This is a genomic window from Luteibacter sp. SG786, assembly GCF_011759605.1.
GTDB lineage: Bacteria > Pseudomonadota > Gammaproteobacteria > Xanthomonadales > Rhodanobacteraceae > Luteibacter.
This window is the reverse complement of record NZ_JAAOYX010000001.1, coordinates 2587525-2604685: the sequence shown is the minus strand read 5'-3', so window position 1 is coordinate 2604685 and position 17161 is coordinate 2587525. Positions and strand designations below refer to the sequence as shown.

Sequence of the window (17161 nt, the reverse complement as noted above, 5' to 3'; positions counted from 1 at the left end):
CGCATACTGGCAGGAATGACAGCGCTGTCAATTTGCTATGCAGCATGAAGGCGTGTCGCGCCGGACATGCACTCTCAGGGCGCTGCCGCCGTAGAACCGCGGATCTGCAGGGAGAAGGGAACCTGTACCAGGCGGCCGCTGCCGTGGTTGCGCAACTCGCCGAGCAGTTGCTCGGCGGCCATCTTGCCCATCTCGCGGCTCGGCTGTTGCACCGTGGTGAGAGCCGGCCAGAGCTGGCGGGACAGCGGCGTGTCGTCGAACCCGCAGACCGACAGGTCCTGGGGCACCTTTAAGCCGTACTCGCCCGCCGCCCACATCACGCCGGTGGCCATGTCGTCGTTGGCGGCGAAAACCGCCGTCGGGCGCGTCGGCAATGACAAGAGTTGCCGTGCCGCGGCCACGCCGGAGGCGAAGGTAAAGGCGCCCTGCACCACCAGCGCCGGGTCCTCAGGGATGCCCGCGGCGGCCATCGCGTCGCGATAACCTGCGAGGCGCCAGCGGCTGGCGCCGTGATTGGCGATGCCGATCACATGCGCGATGCGCCGGTGTCCCAGGGCCAGCAGGTGGTCCACGATGGCGCGGGCGGCCTGCTGCTCGTCCATCGTCACGCCCAGGGTCTTGCCCTTCCGCAGCGGCGACACGCTGGCATACGGTACGTTGCGCTCGCGCAACCGCTTCAGCAGCGGTGCGTAGTCGGTGAGGGGCGGAGTGAGCACCACGCCGTCCGGATGGTGATCGGATATCAACGCGTCGAAGCGGCGGATGAAGTCGCCGTCCCGCATGCGGAGCGGACGCACCATCATGCTGTAGCGATGCGCGTCGCAGGCCTCGAGCACGCCGTCCTGGATCTCCGCCAGATAGGTAGACGACGGGTTGTCGTTGTTGTCGTAGAGCATCGCCACCAGGAATGAACGGTTCCCGGCGAGGCTGCGCGCGGAGGGATGCGGGCGATAGTCCATGGCCTCCATGGCCGCGCGCACGCGTTGGCGCGTGGCCTCCGTCACGTTGGCCTCGTCATTCAGCACGCGCGAGACGGTCTTGGGCGACACGTTCGCTGCGCGCGCCACATCTTCGAGGCGTACCCGCATGGACTCTCCGTTTTTCGATCGCGCTGTCGATCGACTATGCCGCCGGAAGCGTACCGTTTACAAGCGTGATCGCGGCCGCGAATGCTGCGGTCGCAGCATGCGGGACGCGCGAGCCCATGACATAACTGTCGTCGGAGGAGGAAACCATGACCCGCAAGAATCGAGGCGCAGGCTCACTGCGCACATGCCGAGTACGCTGTTCACAGGCGTACGCGCACGGCATGCCGTCGCCGACATGAAGGCCGGGCGCCGATGAGGGAGCGATCCCCCCTTTCGTTCTGGCAGATATGGAACATGTGTTTCGGCTTCCTCGGCCTCCAGTTCGGCCTGGCCCTGCAGAACGCCAATGTCAGCCGCATCTTCCAGACACTGGGTGCGGATGTGAACGACATTCCCGCCCTGTGGATCGCCGCGCCGCTGACAGGACTGATCGTGCAGCCGATTGTCGGCCACTATTCCGACCGCACGTGGAACCGGCTGGGCCGGCGCCGTCCGTATTTCCTGGCCGGCGCGGTGTTCGCCTCGCTGGCACTGTTGTGGATGCCCAACGCGCCGGCACTTTGGATCGCCGCCGGCCTGCTGTGGATCCTGGACGCGTCGATCAACGTGTCGATGGAGCCGTTCCGCGCCCTGGTGGGCGATCAACTCCCCACGCGGCAGGGGCCTGCCGGCTTCGCCATGCAGAGCTTCTTCATCGGTGCGGGTGCCGTGGTCGCGTCCATCCTGCCCTGGGTGCTGGCGCACTTCGGCGTCGCCAACGTGGCGCCGGACGGAGGCATCCCGGATACGGTGAAGTACGCGTTCTACGGCGGCGGTGCCGTACTGCTGGGTGCGGTGCTCTGGACCATGCTCACCACACGGGAATACCCGCCGACGCAGCTGCGATCGTTCACCGACAACGTACCCGAAGGCCCATCGGCGGACGTGTCGCGCGCCGGACGGCCGGGCTCGCTGCTGCTGTTGGCGGGCATCGGCGTGATCTTCGCGATAAGGCACTTCGCGCTCGAAAAGGAGGTTTACCTTCTGGGCGGCGGCTTGATCGTGTTCGGTCTCCTGCTCACCTGGCTCAGTCGCACCCGCAGCAAGGGCATGCTGCGCGAAGTGATGGGCGATCTCTACGGCATGCCTGTATCCATGCGCCGTCTGGCGGGTGTGCAGCTGTTCTCCTGGTTCGCCCTGTTCGCGATGTGGATCTACACCACGGCCGGGGTAACGCAGACGATGTACGCCGCCGCCGATACCGGCTCGTCGGCCTATAACGAAGGAGCCAACTGGGTGGGCGTGTTGTTCGCCGCGTACAACGGATTCGGTGCCCTGGCCGCGGTGGTCGTCCCGTTGATGGTGCGCCATTGGGGACTGAGGTCCAGCCACATGATCAACCTTTGCCTGGGCGGCGCAGGGTTGCTCTCGTTCCTGTATATCCGCGACCCGCGCTGGCTTCTCCTGTCCATGGTGGGTGTGGGGTTCGCGTGGGCGTCGATCCTGTCGCTGCCCTACGCGATGCTTTCGGATCATCTGCCCACGACGAAAATGGGCGTCTACATGGGCATCTTCAATTTCTTCATCGTGATTCCGCAGGTGCTTGCCGCCAGCATTCTCGGCCTGCTGCTGCGCGTGTGCTTCCACGGCCAGCCGATCGCGGCGCTCGGGCTGGGCGGGGCCAGTCTCTTCATCGCCGGCCTGTGCACGCTGTACGTTCCCGATCCCCGCGCCCGGCTCCGGAGCAAATTCCACAAAGTTGCATAAAACCCCAAAGTCACCCATCCTTCGGCGGACGCCGCAAAGGCGATCCGTCATCGATCGGAGGTGGGATGATCTCGTTTCGTTGGGCCGGCCTCGCGCTGGCGGTCCTGGGTGCGTCCGCCGCCACGGCGGCCCCTGCTCACACCGTGACCTACGACCGCTATTCGCTCGTCATCGACGGGAAACCCACGTATCTCTGGTCGGGTTCGTTCCATTACTGGCGCCTGCCCTCCCCCGACCTCTGGCTCGACGTGCTGCAGAAGATGAAGGCCGCCGGCTTCAATGGCGTGGAGATCTATTTCGACTGGGGCTATCACTCGCCAAAGCGCGGGGTCTACGATTTCTCGGGCATCCGCGACGTAGACCGGCTGCTCGACATGGCACGTGACGTCGGCATCTATGTCATCGCGCGCCCCGGCCCGTACATCAATGCGGAAACCGACGCGGGCGGGTTCCCCGGCTGGCTGGTGACGACCGCGGGCAAGCCGCGCTCCGACTCTCCCGAATACACCGCCGCATACCGTGAATGGATGACGCAGATCAACCGGATCATCGCGCGGCACCAGGTGACCGACGGGCGCGGCACGGTCCTGCTCTACCAGGTGGAGAACGAACTCTACGACGAGTCCGAGGACACGCGCCGTTACATGCAGGCTCTGGAAGACAAGGCCCGTGCCGACGGCATCACGGTGCCGCTCACGGGAAACCACAACGGCAATTTCGTGTCGGGTCTGGGCGCCACCGACATTCCGGGCCAGGATTCCTATCCACTGGACTTCGACTGCACGCGCCCGGAACGCTGGAATGCCATCTACGACTTCAGCGCCGAACGCCGCGAACTGACACACGCGCCCCTGTTCTTCCCCGAGTACCAGGGCGGTGCCTTCGACGTATGGGGCGGCCCCGGCTACGAAGCCTGCCGGAAACTCACCGGACCGGCGTTCGAGCGGGTGTTCTACGAGTCGATGATGGCGGCCGGGTCCACCATGCAGAACTTCTACATGACCTACGGCGGCATCAATTGGGGATGGTTGTCGTCGCCGGGGGTCTACACGTCGTACGACTACGGCGCCGCGATCACCGCCAGCCGTCAGCTCACTTCCAAATACGACCAGCAGAAACTCATCGGTTACATGATCCATGCCGTGCCGTCGCTGGCCCGAACCGACGAGGTCGGAGCATCGGTGCCGGACAATCGCCGGCTTCGCGTCACCGCGCGCATCAACCCCGACGACGGCACGCGCTTCTACTTCCTCCGCCATGCGGAGCCCCAGGACACGTCCAACGATGCCACGCACCTGAAGATCGCGCTGGCCGGCGCGGGCGAGACCACGGTACCGCAACAGCCCGGCACGGCCATTCATGTGGATGGACGTGACGCCAAGGTGTTGCTCGCAAACTTCCGTTTCGGAAAACAGAACCTCGCGTATGCCACGTCGGAATTGATGACCCAGCTGCGCCAGGGACCGAAGGACCTTGCCCTGTTCTACGGCCGCCATGGCGGAGATGGCGAGATCGTCCTGCGTTATCCGGCCCAACCATCGGTTCGTGTCCTCGAAGGGGCTGTGACGACGCATTGGGACGCCGCCACGCACTCGCTGCGACTCAACTATCGTCACGACGGCCTTGCGCGCATGAGCATCGAACAAGGCGACGCCTCGCTGCTCCTGTTGATCGGCGACAACGATGCGGCAATGCGCTTCTGGCAGTTGGACACCGCCGACGGTCCGGTGCTGGTTCGCGGCCCCTATCTGGTACGCCATGCGGTGCGGGTGGGCGACACCGTCGCGCTCACGGGCGACACCGAGCAGGCCGGCGAGCTGGAGGTGTTCACGCCGCCCGGTACGCGCGGCATAACCTGGAATGGCGTGCCGGTCGATGCCGTGGCGACGCCTTCCGCCAGCCTTCTCGCGCACGTGGATGGGCCCGCGCCCGTGACACTTCCCCGCCTTGATCGCTGGCGTGTGCACGACGGCGCGCCGGAGATCGCACCCGCGTTCGACGATAGCCGATGGCTAGCCACGGACCGTGCCAGCTCGCCCAATCCGCACTGGGACCACCGGCTGCCTATCCTCGACAGCGACGCGTACGGTTTCCATCACGGAAACGTGTGGTATCGCGGGCACTTTCGCGCCACGGGGAAGGAAACCGGTATTCGCCTGGCCGCCAACACCGGCGTGCACCTGGGCAACCACGGCATCTTCACCGCCTGGCTCAACGGCCACTTCCTCGGCAACAACCCCAGCGGCGCGCAGCAGTTCGCCATCGATCCGACGTGGCTGAAGAAGGGCGAAGACAATGTGGTGTCGGTGCTGGTCGACAACCATGGCCATCTCCAGGAAGAGCGCAATGGCGCGTTCCGTGAGCGGCGGGGCCTTATCTCGGCAACGTTCGCCGGCGCGCCCACCGACATTCGTTGGAAGATCCAGGGCAACGCCGGTGGGGAGGATCTCCCCGACCCTGTACGCGGCCCGTTCAACGCTGGCGGGTTGTTTGGCGAGCGCATGGGCTGGCAGCTTCCCGGCTTCGACGATGGGCGATGGAAGGCCGCCACGTTGCCGCATGGCAGGGAAACGCCGGGCGTCGACTGGTACCGCACCACGTTCCATCTCGACCTGCCCGAGGGGCAGGACGTGCCGATCGCCTTGCGTATCCACGATGCCGCGCCCCACCACTATCGGGCCGTCGTGTTCGTCAACGGCTGGCAGATCGGCCGCTACATCAGCGACGTGGGACCGCAGACCGATTTCGAGCTGCCGTCGGGCCTGTTGAATCGGCACGGCGACAACACCATCGCCATCGCCGCCTGGAGCACCGCGCAGGACGGCGGACTGGGCGAGGTGTCGCTGGTGATGCAAGGCAACTATCGCACGTCGCTGCAGCAACGAACGGTGGAGGCGCCCGACTACGACGCGCTGATGCGATCGCGAAAGGCCACCTCCCAACCGTAGGGGCCGCTGGTCCGGGCCATGACCGCCCGGACTCCCTTACGGCGAATACGTCGTGAATACGAAGTCGTCTTCGGCAGGCAGTTTTCTGTGGCAAGCGAAACAGGTCTGCATCAGTGGCCTGCCCGGATTTGCCTTTCCGTTCTCGAACTGTCCGTAGCCCCATCCGCCTGACTCTGCATAACGCTTCGAGTCCTTGACCGAGACCTGCACGTTCGTCGGGTCGCCGGCCACGAAGGACTGTTGTCGACCGAAGATGGCATCGTTGCGTGCCGACGCCTCATATTTCCAGGCAAGGCGAGCGATGATCGAGCCGTCGGGAAAAGGCAGGGTATGTTCGCGAAAGGCCTTCATGGCGATGTCGTTACCGAGAATGACCCGTATGTCGTTGAGGCTGCCGGCCTCGTGCGCCACGCTCACCACCTGCCAGTTTCTGTAGTCCGCGGGCAGTACCACGCCATAGATCGGCGATGCGTTTCCGCCCGGGGGCGACGACGCGCTTTCTCCCGCGCGCAGGCCGAACACGGCGAACACCCCGAGGACCACGAGAACCAGCGACCCTTTCCAGACCATGGACGACTCCCTCGCCTTCGCTCACTTCAAACCGTCATAGACGATGCGCGCGAAGAAATCCGGACCGATCACGAAGTGGCCATACACGTCGTCGTACTTGGCGGTGGGCTTCGCCGCCACCACCTCGTCGCGAGTCTTCCCCTGCTTCTTCAACGCGGCCACGTTGTCCCGGATGCCGGCAAGCATGTCGCGGAAATCCTTCAACTGCTTCTTCGTGCCGACCGGGCCGTGTCCCGGCACGATGACCACGTCGTCTTTGAGTTGGGCAAGGATCGCGTCGTCGGCAGCGATCATGCCGTCGATGCCGCCGCCGTGTTCGTTGTCGATGAACGGATAAACGCCGTTCCAGAAAAGGTCGCCCAGGGATGCGACGTTGGCCTCCTTGAAAAGGACGTAGAGGTCGGTGTCGGTATGCGATGGCCGCGCCAATTTCACCTCGATGGTCTGGCCCGCGAAGTGGTAACGCTTGTCCTTCTTTACAATGTCAGTGGGAACACCGCCGGCCGGCAAGGGCTGGAAGGTGTAATCCCAGAATGCGACTCGCGTGACGGTGGACACGCGTTTCGCCGTCCCCGCCGTGCCGACGATCGTTGCACCCAGGTCGTGAAGCCACGGATTGCCGTCGGTGTGGTCCCAGTGGTAATGCGTGTTGACGACGTACTTCACCGGGCCGCTGCCTAGCGCCCGCAAGGCCGCTTCGACGCGGGGACGCGAGACGGCAATGCCCGCATCGACGAGGAACTGTCCTTCCTTGCCATTGAGAACGGTGATGTTTCCGCCGGAACCCGACAACATCGTCAACGAATCGCGCAATGGTGTGCTCTCGATGGGCGCGGTGGCGGCCGCCTCGTTGATCTTGATGACCGGGCTGACCGGTTTCGCCTCCTGACCGAAGGCAATCGACGAAACCAGCAAGCCACCGGTCAGCAGAAGAGACCACCTGCCGGAAATGGAACGCGTGCAGTTGAGGAATGTCATACCGGTTCCTGATGAATGCCCCTCGGGTCGGAACACTCAGCGTTACGCCGCGAGACAATTCGCGTCTTGGTCAGGGCGCTTATTTTTGGTGCTTCACGTATTCCGGCTGCGTGGCGTGACTGCGCATATGGAGTCGGTATGAGATTCGCTTCGTAGGATGGGCTCGCCTGGTCGGCCTCGCATCGGCGCCTGTGCCGTGGCGTGAGAGCCAGCACCCGTTCCCCTCGCCGCGAAGGCTTACGTCGTTCCTTGCGAAAGGAGAGCCGCTACGCGGCTCAGTGTCTGATGGCTTCGCCGCGGCGGACCCGGGCGTCCGACCGGGGGTCTTCGACTCGGCCTCCTGCCTCGGCGAAGACGGCGGGCCGTCCTGGCCCGCCCCCTTCGGGCCTTCTCCGCCCGGCCACCCTCGACTCCAGACATCGCGGCGAGGGGAACGGGTACTGGCAACCGACGGTGCGGAGTGCTGGTGGGAGAGCCGGAGCTGAAGCCGATGGTATGTTTTCGTCTCTTGCCGACCGGGCGCTGGGTGCCTGCTTTCGCAGGCACGACGGTAGGTGGGCTGCGGCGCTTGGAGCGCAGCGAACCACGCCAGCGATAGCGTTGCGCTGTCCTTTGTAGGAGCCGCCATGGCGGCGAGGCACGCTGGCGATAACGCTGCATCGTGTCCTATAGGAGCCGCTCCAGCGGCGATGGGTGCTCGCGGCAAGCCGGTTTCCAAAAATCGCACTCGGATCGACTGGGGCCAGGTTGTCTCGCCGCCATGGCGGCTCCTACAGAAGAGCGCGCGACTCCCGGCTTCCGCAGCACCCCACACCGTCGTGCCTGTGAAGGCAGGCACCCAGCGACTCAGGCGCGAACGATCACCACAGACCGACAAAGCAACGCACGCCACGCACTACACAACACACCGCCTCACCGTCCGATGCCGGCAGCCGTCGCCCTCGCCGCGATGTCTGGAGTCGAGGGCGTGCGGGTGGAAAAGGCCCGCAGGGGGCGGGCCAGGACGGCCCGCCGTTTCCGCCGAGGCAGGATGCCGAGTCGGAAACCCCCGCCTGGACGCCCGGGTCCGCCGCGGCGCCAGCCATAAGACACCAGCCGCGCAGCGGCTCTCCTTTCGCAAGGAACGACGCAAGTCTTCGCGGCGAGGGCGACGGCTGCCGGCTTCCCGACCACGTACGAGCGCCGCGCGCAAGGCGCCTGGCTGACGAAAGGTGCCTATCGCTCAGGGCGACGTCCACCAGAGTGCAAGTGCGAACACCGCGAGGATCGCGACGGTGGCGGGGGCAACCTTCAACGCATAGCGGGTGCCGCCCTTGGCATAGGCAAGCGTGCACTTGAAGACGGCACTGGATGCGTACGCGATGAGCACGCACGCGGACGCGAGACCCAATCCGATCTGCCCGTTCGCCGTCGATTGCGCCGCCGACGCGGCGGCGGCGTGCACGTCGGCGATGCCGGAAAACACCATCAGCCACGGAAGGCTGCCGCTTCCCAACCACTCGCGGAGCACCGATGTAAGCAGGAGTACGCCCGCGAGGATGGCGACGAAGCGAAGAACGGCGCCCGGCCTGAATGGGCGGGATCCGGCGAGCCTGCCCGGCGTTGCCGTCGTACCCGCGCCCCATGCCGCCGCCACGGCGCATACCACGGTGACCAGGCCGGCCGCCAACAGGGAAATCGCCAATCGTTCGAGCAACGCGGGAGCGAGGGATCCAACCACCACGGACAGCTGCACGAGACTGCCCACGTTCGCGAGGATCGCGGCACTGGCCGCCGTCGCCGCCAGCGCCGGAGCCTCCCTGGCCCGTTCGCCCATTGCGAGCACCGTGGCCGTGCTGGATGCGAATCCGCCGGCCAGACCCGCAACGGCCAGGCCAACCCTGGCGCCGAAAATGCGCAGCACCAGATACCCGACCGAGGCGATGGACATCACGGCGACCACCAGCCACCAGAGCCGTCGCGGATTGATGCTTTGCCATGGGTCCACCGTGACGTCGGGCAGCAGCGGCAGCACCACGAACGCGGCCACCGCGAGGATGAGCAGATCGTGCAGTTCCCGCTCCGACAGCCATTGGCGCGCGAAGCGGTGCAGGCGCGCCCGACTGGCGAGGAGCGTGGCCACCACCACGCCGACGCCGCCAGCCAGCGCCGCGGACGACGCGGCCAGGACGCCGAGCAGGAAGGTCACGAGCATCGCCACTTCGGTGGTGAGGCCTGGCGGGGTTCGGTTGCCAGCGGCGTCTTCCTTCCCTTCCGTGGCGCTTCTCACATAGCTCGCCGTCGCGACGAAGGCCAGGAACAGTCCGCCGACGCAGATGGCCGCGGTACCGGCGAATGCGGCGATCACGCCGCCCAGCCCGAGCATGCTGAAGGTTCGCACGCCCGCAGGCAGGGCGCGCGGGTGGTGGTCTTTCGCGCGTTCCCGCTCGAGCCCGATCAGCAGGCCCACGCCCAACCCCACGCCCAGCGAGACGACCTGCGGCGTAAGAGAAAGGATGCCGATATCGGTGGGCATCGGCGCTATGACCGCGTGTCCGCGACGGCGGCCCGGAGGCCGCGCCAGCCCGCCGCGGCGAGCAGGCATGTCATTGCCACGCTCCCCGCGGTCGCGAGGAGCATGTCTTTCTGCGCGTCCCACTCATCGCCTTGCGTGCCGAGGTACGTCAGCCCCAGGTCACCTCCGAAGACGAGTGCAGCTCCCCACTCCACCAGTTCGTACACCATGGAGTGCGCCATCACGAAGGTGACCGGGACAAGCCATCGCCACAGGCCTTGCAGCGCGGCCCGGCGTGCGAAAAGTTCGAAAACCGCAGGCATCACGAGGAATCCGTAGGCGAAGTGCACCACGCGATCGTAGTGATTGCGGGACTCGCCGGCACCTGTCCAGGCCAGGTCCGGCAACCATCCCAGCCACTGGGGATACGGAACCTTCGAATAGGTGTAATGCGCGCCGACCTCATGGAGGCAGAAGAAGACGAACAGCATCAGGTAACTCAGCGTCGAGAAGCGCAGCCTGCGATAGCCGGCGACGAACAGCGGCATGGCAATCGCCACAAGCGCGTTTTCCAGCAACCAGTCGCCCCGGTCGTTCGGAGACCACCCTGACCAGACGAGAATCGGCACGGTCGCGGCCAACAGGATGGGCGGAAGCGCCATCCGTTGCCGAATCCGCACAGGCGCAGGCGCCGGCGACACGGCACCCGCGCCCGGGTCGGTTTCCCCTCGTGTGTTCGGCGACTGTGCGGACAATGCGGCATTCCGGTAGCGATCAGGCGCATGAGACTGCCACGTTGGGCGGGCCGCGTTGACGCGGATCAAGATGCAGGTCGGAACGAGATCGAAGAATGGGGACACGACGGCCCTCGGGGCGCGCCGGCCACCCACGGAGATCACTCCATGAAGATCCTTACAGCTATCGACGGGAGCGCGGCCTCGATCCGTGCACTGCGCTTCGTCCTGCGCCATCAGGTCGCCGTCGAGGGGGCCGAGTTGACGCTGATCCACGTCGATGCGCCGCTCAACGGCCATATCGCCACTTACCTGGACGAGGTCTCTATCGCGGCATTCCACGCACAGAACCGCCAGGCCGCCATGCGGCGGGCGCGAACGGTCCTGCGCGAGGCCGGCGTGGATTACGAGGAAGCGTTCGGCATCGGGGACGCCGCCGAGGAGATCGCCGCGGTAGCACGCCGCGGCAAATTCGACATGATCGCCATGGGTTCGCACGGGCGGAATGCGGTCATGACGGCGTTCCTTGGGTCGGTGGTCCGCAAGGTGCTCGAGCGCACGAAAGTCCCCGTGCTGGTCGTGCGCTGACGCACCTGCCACCCCATCGAACGCCGGCTCCGGAATCGCCATGACCCCAACAATCAACGAAACGGCCGCCGAAGGCGACCTGCGTCACCCCCGCTTCCGTTTTCTCCTGGAACGCTGTCGCGACCGGCCACGGATCCCGATGGGCGTGATCCATCCGTGCAGCGCCGTCTCGCTGGAAGGGGCGCTGGATGCGGCGTCGCATGGGCTGATCGAGCCCTGGCTGTTCGGCCCGGAGGCGCAGATCCGGCAACTGGCCGATACCCTCGGCCGTGGTCTCGAAGGCGTCACCATCCGCGATGCGAGCGATGCCCGTGCCGCCGCCCGGGCCGCGGCGCTGGCGGGTCGCCGTGGCGACGTCGCCGCGCTGATGAAGGGCGACATCCACACTGCGGACCTCATGCACGTGTTGCTCGACCGCGATGCGGGCGTGCGCGGCAGCGGACGCATGTCGCATGCGTTCGCGATCGACACGCCGGCCTACTCGCACCCACTGCTCATCAGCGACGCGGTGATCCACCTGCGCCCCGGTCTTGAGGAAAAGCGCGAGATCTGCCAGAACGCGATCGGGCTGGCGCAGACCATCGGCATCGAGCACCGGCACGTCGCCGTGCTGGCCGCCGTCGAGACGGTGCACGAGACCATGCCGGCCACGCTGCACGCGGCGGCCCTGGCGAAGATGGCCGAACGCGGCCAGATCGTCGGGGCCGACCTTGAAGGCCCGCTTGCCCTGGACAACGCGATCAGCCATGCCGCGGCGGACATGAAACATATCGAGGCGCGGGTGGCCGGAAGGGCGAACATCCTCATCGCTCCCGACCTCGAATCCGGCAACCTGTTGGCCAAGGCCTTGGTGCTCCTGGCCGACGGCATCGCCGCCGGCATCGTGCTGGGCGCGTCGCTTCCGGTCGCCCTCACGAGCCGCGCCGACAGCCCGGCGTCGCGCGTGGCCTCGGCCGCCATGGCCGTACTCGAAGCCACGCGTACGGAGCACGCCGTGGCCTGACGTTCGGGGATCGCCCACGAACGCATACTTGCCGTGCAGGGCCTCGTCCTTTTTAATGGGCGGCAAGCGACCGGCGAGGCCCGGCTTACTCTCAAGGGACAGAGCCCATGGCGGCCGACAAATCGGGCGACACGTTATTGATCGTCGACGACGAAACCGACGTGACGACGCTTCTGTCGCGCTATTTCTCCGCCCAGGGTTTCCAGGTGCTCACCGCGGGCGACGGAAATCAGATGCGCCGCACGATCGCCGACCAGCCGGTCGACCTCGTCCTGCTCGATCTCGGCCTGCCCGGGGAAGACGGGTTCGCCATCACGCGCTACCTGCGCGAGCAATGGCGCGGCCCGGTCGTGATCGTTACCGGGCGCGGCGAGTCGGTCGACCGCATCGTCGGCCTCGAACTGGGCGCGGACGACTACGTGACCAAGCCCTTCGACCTGCGTGAACTGCTGGCCCGCGTTCGCAGCGTGCTGCGGCGTACGCGCGGCTCTTCGGAGCCCGCTCCGCCGTCACCGCCAGCGACACCCGGCGGATTCGCCTTCGACCGTTTCATTCTGGACCTGCGCACGCATACGCTCGCCGACCGCGAGGGCGCCCGCGTCGAACTCACCACGGGCGAATTCGCCCTGCTCAAGACGCTCGTGGAACACCCCAACCAGGTGATGACCCGCGACCAGTTGATGAACCACGTGCACGGACGCGAGGCAGGCCCCTTCGACCGCGCCATCGACGTGCAGGTGGGGCGCCTGCGCCGCAAGATCGAGTCCGACCCGGCGCAGCCGCAGTTGATCAAGTCCGTGCGGGGTACCGGCTACCTCTTCACTCCCACGGTGCAACGGACATGAGTTCCTGGCCGGACCGGTTCGCGGATGCCGCCCTCTTCAGGGCCCTGTTCGAAACGGCCCCGGACGCCATGGTAGTCGTGGACAAGTCGGGCACCATCGTGCTGGCCAACCCGCGGGCGGAATCCCTCTTCGGCTACGCGCCGGGCACGCTGGCCGGACAGCTCATCGAGGTACTGTTGCCCGACCAGGTGCGCGCACTGCACGTGGCGCACCGCACCCATTACATGGACAGCCCGCGTGTTCGTCCCATGGGCGCCGGTTATGAACTCACGGGCGTGCGCGCAGACGGCTCGCCGTTTCCCGTGGAAATTGGCCTGAGTCCGATCGCCGGTGGCCCGGAAGCCCTTTTCGCCGCGTCCATCCGCGACATCTCGGAAACGCAGCGCGCCCGTCAGGCACTTGCCCGCAGCGGCTACGATGCCGCATTGGCGGACATCAGCCGGCGCATTCTCGTTGCGCCCAACCACGAGGCGGCCCTCGCCGAGATCCCCGCATTGATCGCTTCGGCACTGAGCGCGCCGGCGGTCGCGATCCTGCTGACCGACCCGCACGGGGACAAGCCTCGCGTCAGCGGCTCCTCGGGGCTCGATCCGGCGTTCAAGGAAAGCCTGTCCCACGCCCCCTGGCTGCCGATGCTGGATGGACTCCAGCGCGGCAGGATGGAAGCCGGCGAAGTCGTGGCATTCCCTGCTCTCCTCGGCGCACCGTCGCCGCACGCCGTGGTGGCCACGCTACCGGATCGGCGTGCGCCCGCCGGCTACCTCGTTGCATGGCTGCCCCCCGGCAACGGAAACGGCAGCGATCGCGACAGGCACCACTTCGTGGGCGCCGTGGCCAACGTGCTATCGGGAGCCATCCAGCGTGGACGCGCCGACGAGCAACTGGCCCATGCCCAGCGCCTGGACGCCCTGGGCCAGCTTACCGGCGGCATCGCGCACGATTTCAATAACCTGCTCACTATCATCTCCGGAAACCTGCAGCTGCTGGAGATGGACGGCGCCAAGGACGCCGAAACCGCGGAAGTGGTGGCAAGCGCGTCGCGCGCCGTGGAACGAGGGTCGGCACTCACCCGGAAACTGCTCGGCTTCTCGCGACGCCAGCGCCTCACCCCGCGCGCCGTGCGGCCGGAATTGCTCCTGGCCGACTTGAGCGACATGCTCGGCCGCACGCTGGGCGAGCAGATTCGCGTGATGGCGAGTTGCACGGACGCCCTGCCCGCCGTGTTCGCCGATCCGGGCGAGCTGGAGGCCGCGTTGATCAACCTCGCTCTGAACGCGCGAGACGCCATGTCGAACGGCGGCAAGTTGATCATCTCGGCCCGGGCGCTGGAGGTTCAGGCGGACGAGGATCTCGCGCCGGGTTCCTACGTGGTGTTTTCGGTGGTGGACACCGGCGTCGGCATGCCGCCGGAAGTCAGTGCCCGCGCCTTTGAACCCTTCTTCACCACGAAGGGTCCCGGCAAGGGGAGCGGACTCGGCCTCAGCATGGTCTATGGGTTCGTGAAGCAATCGGGGGGGCGGCTCACGCTGGAAAGCGAAACCGGCGCAGGCACGCGGATCGAGATGGTGCTTCCCGTGGCCCGCGCGGAGGTCGTCGGGCCGCCGGAAGCCTCCACCGTCGCCTCGAGCGGCGCGAGCATCCTTGTGGTCGAAGACGAAGCCGAGGTACGCCGCATCGCGGCGTCCTTCCTGCGCTCGGCGGGATACGTACCCCTGGAGGCCCCCGATGCCGCTTCGGCGCACGCGATCTTCGACGCCCACGACGATATCGAGATGCTGTTCACCGACGTGGTTCTTGGCGCGGGAGAATCCGGCATCGAACTGGCCCATGAACTCAAGGCGCGTCGTCCGGCACTCAAGGTGTTGCTCACCTCGGGCTACGAATTCGACTCGCGAGGCGACGATCCCGCCGAAGAACCGGCCTTTCCGCTGCTGCGCAAGCCGTATCGCCGCGAAGAACTGCTGGCCGTCTGGCAGCGGGTGCTGTCGCAGTCCTGATCAGGCGGCGACAGCCATCTCGCGCAGTCCTTCCGCATCGAGCACGCGTACTTCCCGGCGCTGAACGCTGATGAAGTGGCGGTCGGCCAGGTGCGAGAGGGCGCGGCTCACCGTCTCGTGCTTGATCGCGAGGAAGCTTGCGATGTCCAGACGGCTCATGCGCAGGATGAAGTGCCTCGCGCTGTAACCCATCCGCGCCTGTCTCGCCGCCATGTCGATCAGGAACGCGGCCACCCGCGGTTCGGCGGCAAGCGTGGAGAGCAGCAGCATCCAGCTGCGATCGCAGCGGATCTCCGCGGCGAGCGCGGCATGGATCTGCTCCTGCAAACCGGGAACGTGCGTTGCAGCCTTCATCACGGCCGGATACGGCAACTCCCAGCTTTCGCTGTCTTCGAGGGCAACGGCATCGCACGCGTAGGAGCCGAGACCGATCGAATCCACCCCGATCAACTCGCCGCGCATCTTGAACGCCGTGACCCTCTCCCGACCGTCGTCGGTCAGACCGGAGGTCTTGAACGATCCCGAATGGATCAGGTGCAGTGCGCGGAACGGCTGGCCCGCGTGGAACAGGTGCTGGCCGGCCTTGTGCTTCCGCCGGGTGACCGCGAGATGGCGTTGGAGCACGTCCAGGTCCAGGCCCGCGTCCGGCGATGGCGCCGAGGGCCAGGCCGTCCATGGAAGGGATCGGGCGAATGGATGGTCGATGCTCGTGGTCATGGTGGGTCTCCCTGGTTCGATCCCGTTGCCGTGAAGCCACGTTAAACGCCTTGCGTCACGGAACGTGTTCGCCACTGCAACGGTTCGTAACGCTTTGTAACGGTCCCGCGGGAATCGTCGCGCCTTGACCGGCATCAATGTCGATGCGGCCTCCATGGGTTCCGATAGGCCTGCTTCTCCATCCCAAGGTGCCGCCAACTTGTTTCCCCATCTGCTCGTCGCGATCAATGGCCGTGCCGGCACCCAGCGCGACGTCGCCCTTGGTTTTCGCATCGCCTCCCGCATCAGCGCCCGGGTCACCGTGCTGTTCATCGTCACGCCGGCGAACGGTGGCACCCAGTCTTCGTGGGGGCCTCGTTCGCAGGATGCCGTCGATGCCGGTGAGCGCCTTTTTCGCCACGTACGCCGGATGGCCGCCACCGCGGGCGTGCCCTGCGTATGCCGCTATGCCTTCGGAAACGATGCCGAGATGATCGTGCGCGAGGCGTCCACCGCGCACCGTTGCGACCTGGTGCTGTTCAATGCGCCATCAGCAGGGGTACCCGAGACCGGTGCAACAGTGCTCGGGTAACGCCGCCGAAGACATATTCCGCGGTGCGGCTGTGGCCGTAGCAGCCCATCACGATCAGGTCGGCCGACGTGGTGCGCGCTTCATCGAGCAGCACATCTTCCGGAGGCCTGCCCTGGCCATCAAGTACGTCGAACGTGGCCATGATGTCGTGACTGGCGAGATGGCCGGCCAGTGCGGAGGCGCCGGTCGTGCTCTCGTAGACGGCGCGTGCCTGCCCTGCCCCCGCGACGGTGACGATGCGCAGCGCGCATCCGGACGGTAACCAACGCAGTGCTTCATGCAGCGCCCGCGCGGACTCCGGCGTGTCGCTCCAGGCAACCAGCACGCGGCGCGGCCGGCGGGCCAACGTCGCCCCGCGCGGCAAGACGAGCGTGGGCCGGCCGCTTCGGACCAGAAGATGGCTGAACCACCGCGTGGCCACCGGCCGCATGGGTGCGGCTTCGAGAGGAACGCCTGTCACCACGCACCCGGCGCCGCGCGCGAGGCGCAGGACCGAGTCGACGAGTTGCCGTTCGGTGCAATCGGCCCGTTCGCAGGCCGCCTTCGCATGCAGCCGCGCTAGCGATCGACGGAGCGATTCGAGGTGGGCCTCGGCATCGCCGCGCCGCGCCAGATGGTCCATGGCCAGCGCCCGTACGGGCGATTCGCCCCAGGGGCACGGCACGTGCTCAGGGAGCGGAACCGGCAACAAGGCACGCCATTCGTCCCCGTGTGGCGCGAAATGCGCGGCGGCCTCGAGCACCGCGGCGTCGTGCGGCTCCTGTCCCAGGATGGAGAGGATGCCGTTGAACGTGTCGGTCGACACGTCGGCGGCGTGCTTCCTCGTGCGAGGCCGCGACGGGGCGACGTCGGGGGTGGATCTTTGCATGGCAACGGGCTCCG

14 protein-coding genes are annotated in these 17161 nt (G+C 66.6%); 7 read left to right on the top strand and 7 right to left on the bottom strand.

Annotated features, from left to right (window positions below; all coding sequences use genetic code 11):
• Positions 1-74: 74 nt before the first annotated feature.
• On the bottom strand, positions 75-1088 hold the full coding sequence (locus tag FHS47_RS11760) for a LacI family DNA-binding transcriptional regulator (RefSeq protein ID WP_167027393.1): 1014 nt from the start codon (positions 1086-1088) through the stop codon (positions 75-77).
• 252 nt (positions 1089-1340) lie between these two features.
• Between FHS47_RS11760 and FHS47_RS11755 the strand changes: the two genes are divergently transcribed.
• Both FHS47_RS11755 and FHS47_RS11750 read left to right on the top strand, forming a co-directional pair.
• Entirely contained in the window at positions 1341-2834 is a 1494-nt protein-coding gene (locus FHS47_RS11755) for an MFS transporter (RefSeq protein ID WP_167027390.1), read from the top strand.
• A gap of 65 nt (positions 2835-2899) precedes the next feature.
• The gene (locus FHS47_RS11750) at positions 2900-5782 is read left to right on the top strand and encodes a beta-galactosidase (RefSeq protein WP_167027387.1); all 2883 of its coding nucleotides are present in this window, start codon (positions 2900-2902) and stop codon (positions 5780-5782) included.
• A 36-nt stretch (positions 5783-5818) separates the two neighbouring features.
• Here the strand turns inward: FHS47_RS11750 and FHS47_RS11745 are convergent, their stop codons facing one another.
• From FHS47_RS11745 to FHS47_RS11730, 4 genes are all read right to left on the bottom strand, one after another.
• Positions 5819-6352, bottom strand: a complete 534-nt coding sequence (locus tag FHS47_RS11745) for a cytochrome P460 family protein (protein WP_167027384.1) — start codon at positions 6350-6352, stop codon at positions 5819-5821.
• 21 nt (positions 6353-6373) lie between these two features.
• Positions 6374-7330, bottom strand: a complete 957-nt coding sequence (locus FHS47_RS11740; protein ID WP_208381920.1) for an MBL fold metallo-hydrolase — start codon at positions 7328-7330, stop codon at positions 6374-6376.
• A 1222-nt stretch (positions 7331-8552) separates the two neighbouring features.
• Positions 8553-9845 (bottom strand): DUF4010 domain-containing protein, encoded by a 1293-nt coding sequence (locus FHS47_RS11735; protein ID WP_167027381.1) that lies wholly within the window; start codon positions 9843-9845, stop codon positions 8553-8555.
• Between the two features lie 5 nt (positions 9846-9850).
• Entirely contained in the window at positions 9851-10486 is a 636-nt protein-coding gene (locus FHS47_RS11730; RefSeq protein WP_167027378.1) for a DUF2238 domain-containing protein, read from the bottom strand.
• A gap of 240 nt (positions 10487-10726) precedes the next feature.
• On the opposite strand from FHS47_RS11730, the gene FHS47_RS11725 reads away from it, so the two are divergent.
• The 4 genes from FHS47_RS11725 to FHS47_RS11710 all read left to right on the top strand — a co-directional run bounded on the left by FHS47_RS11725 (position 10727) and on the right by FHS47_RS11710 (position 14991).
• Positions 10727-11146 carry a universal stress protein gene (locus tag FHS47_RS11725; protein ID WP_167027375.1) on the top strand — a complete coding sequence of 140 codons (420 nt, stop codon included), beginning with the start codon at positions 10727-10729 and terminating at the stop codon, positions 11144-11146.
• Between the two features lie 40 nt (positions 11147-11186).
• Entirely contained in the window at positions 11187-12149 is a 963-nt protein-coding gene (locus FHS47_RS11720; protein WP_167027372.1) for a bifunctional enoyl-CoA hydratase/phosphate acetyltransferase, read from the top strand.
• A 107-nt stretch (positions 12150-12256) separates the two neighbouring features.
• Entirely contained in the window at positions 12257-12994 is a 738-nt protein-coding gene (locus FHS47_RS11715) for a response regulator (protein ID WP_167027369.1), read from the top strand.
• Complete coding sequence (locus FHS47_RS11710; RefSeq protein ID WP_167027366.1) at positions 12991-14991, top strand: PAS domain-containing hybrid sensor histidine kinase/response regulator; 2001 nt, start codon at positions 12991-12993, stop codon at positions 14989-14991. The genes FHS47_RS11715 and FHS47_RS11710 overlap by 4 nt, the downstream gene beginning before the upstream one ends.
• Here the strand turns inward: FHS47_RS11710 and FHS47_RS11705 are convergent, their stop codons facing one another.
• Complete coding sequence (locus tag FHS47_RS11705; RefSeq protein ID WP_167027363.1) at positions 14992-15708, bottom strand: helix-turn-helix domain-containing protein; 717 nt, start codon at positions 15706-15708, stop codon at positions 14992-14994.
• Positions 15709-15832: 124 nt separating this feature from the next.
• Here FHS47_RS11705 and FHS47_RS11700 point away from each other — a divergent pair, with 124 nt between their 5' ends.
• Positions 15833-16279 carry a universal stress protein gene (locus FHS47_RS11700; RefSeq protein WP_167027360.1) on the top strand — a complete coding sequence of 149 codons (447 nt, stop codon included), beginning with the start codon at positions 15833-15835 and terminating at the stop codon, positions 16277-16279.
• On the opposite strand, the gene FHS47_RS11695 is transcribed toward FHS47_RS11700, so the two are convergent.
• A complete protein-coding gene (locus tag FHS47_RS11695) occupies positions 16227-17147 on the bottom strand; it encodes a universal stress protein (protein ID WP_167027357.1) in 921 nt (306 codons plus the stop codon). The genes FHS47_RS11700 and FHS47_RS11695 overlap by 53 nt on opposite strands.
• Between the last annotated feature and the right edge of the window lie 14 nt (positions 17148-17161).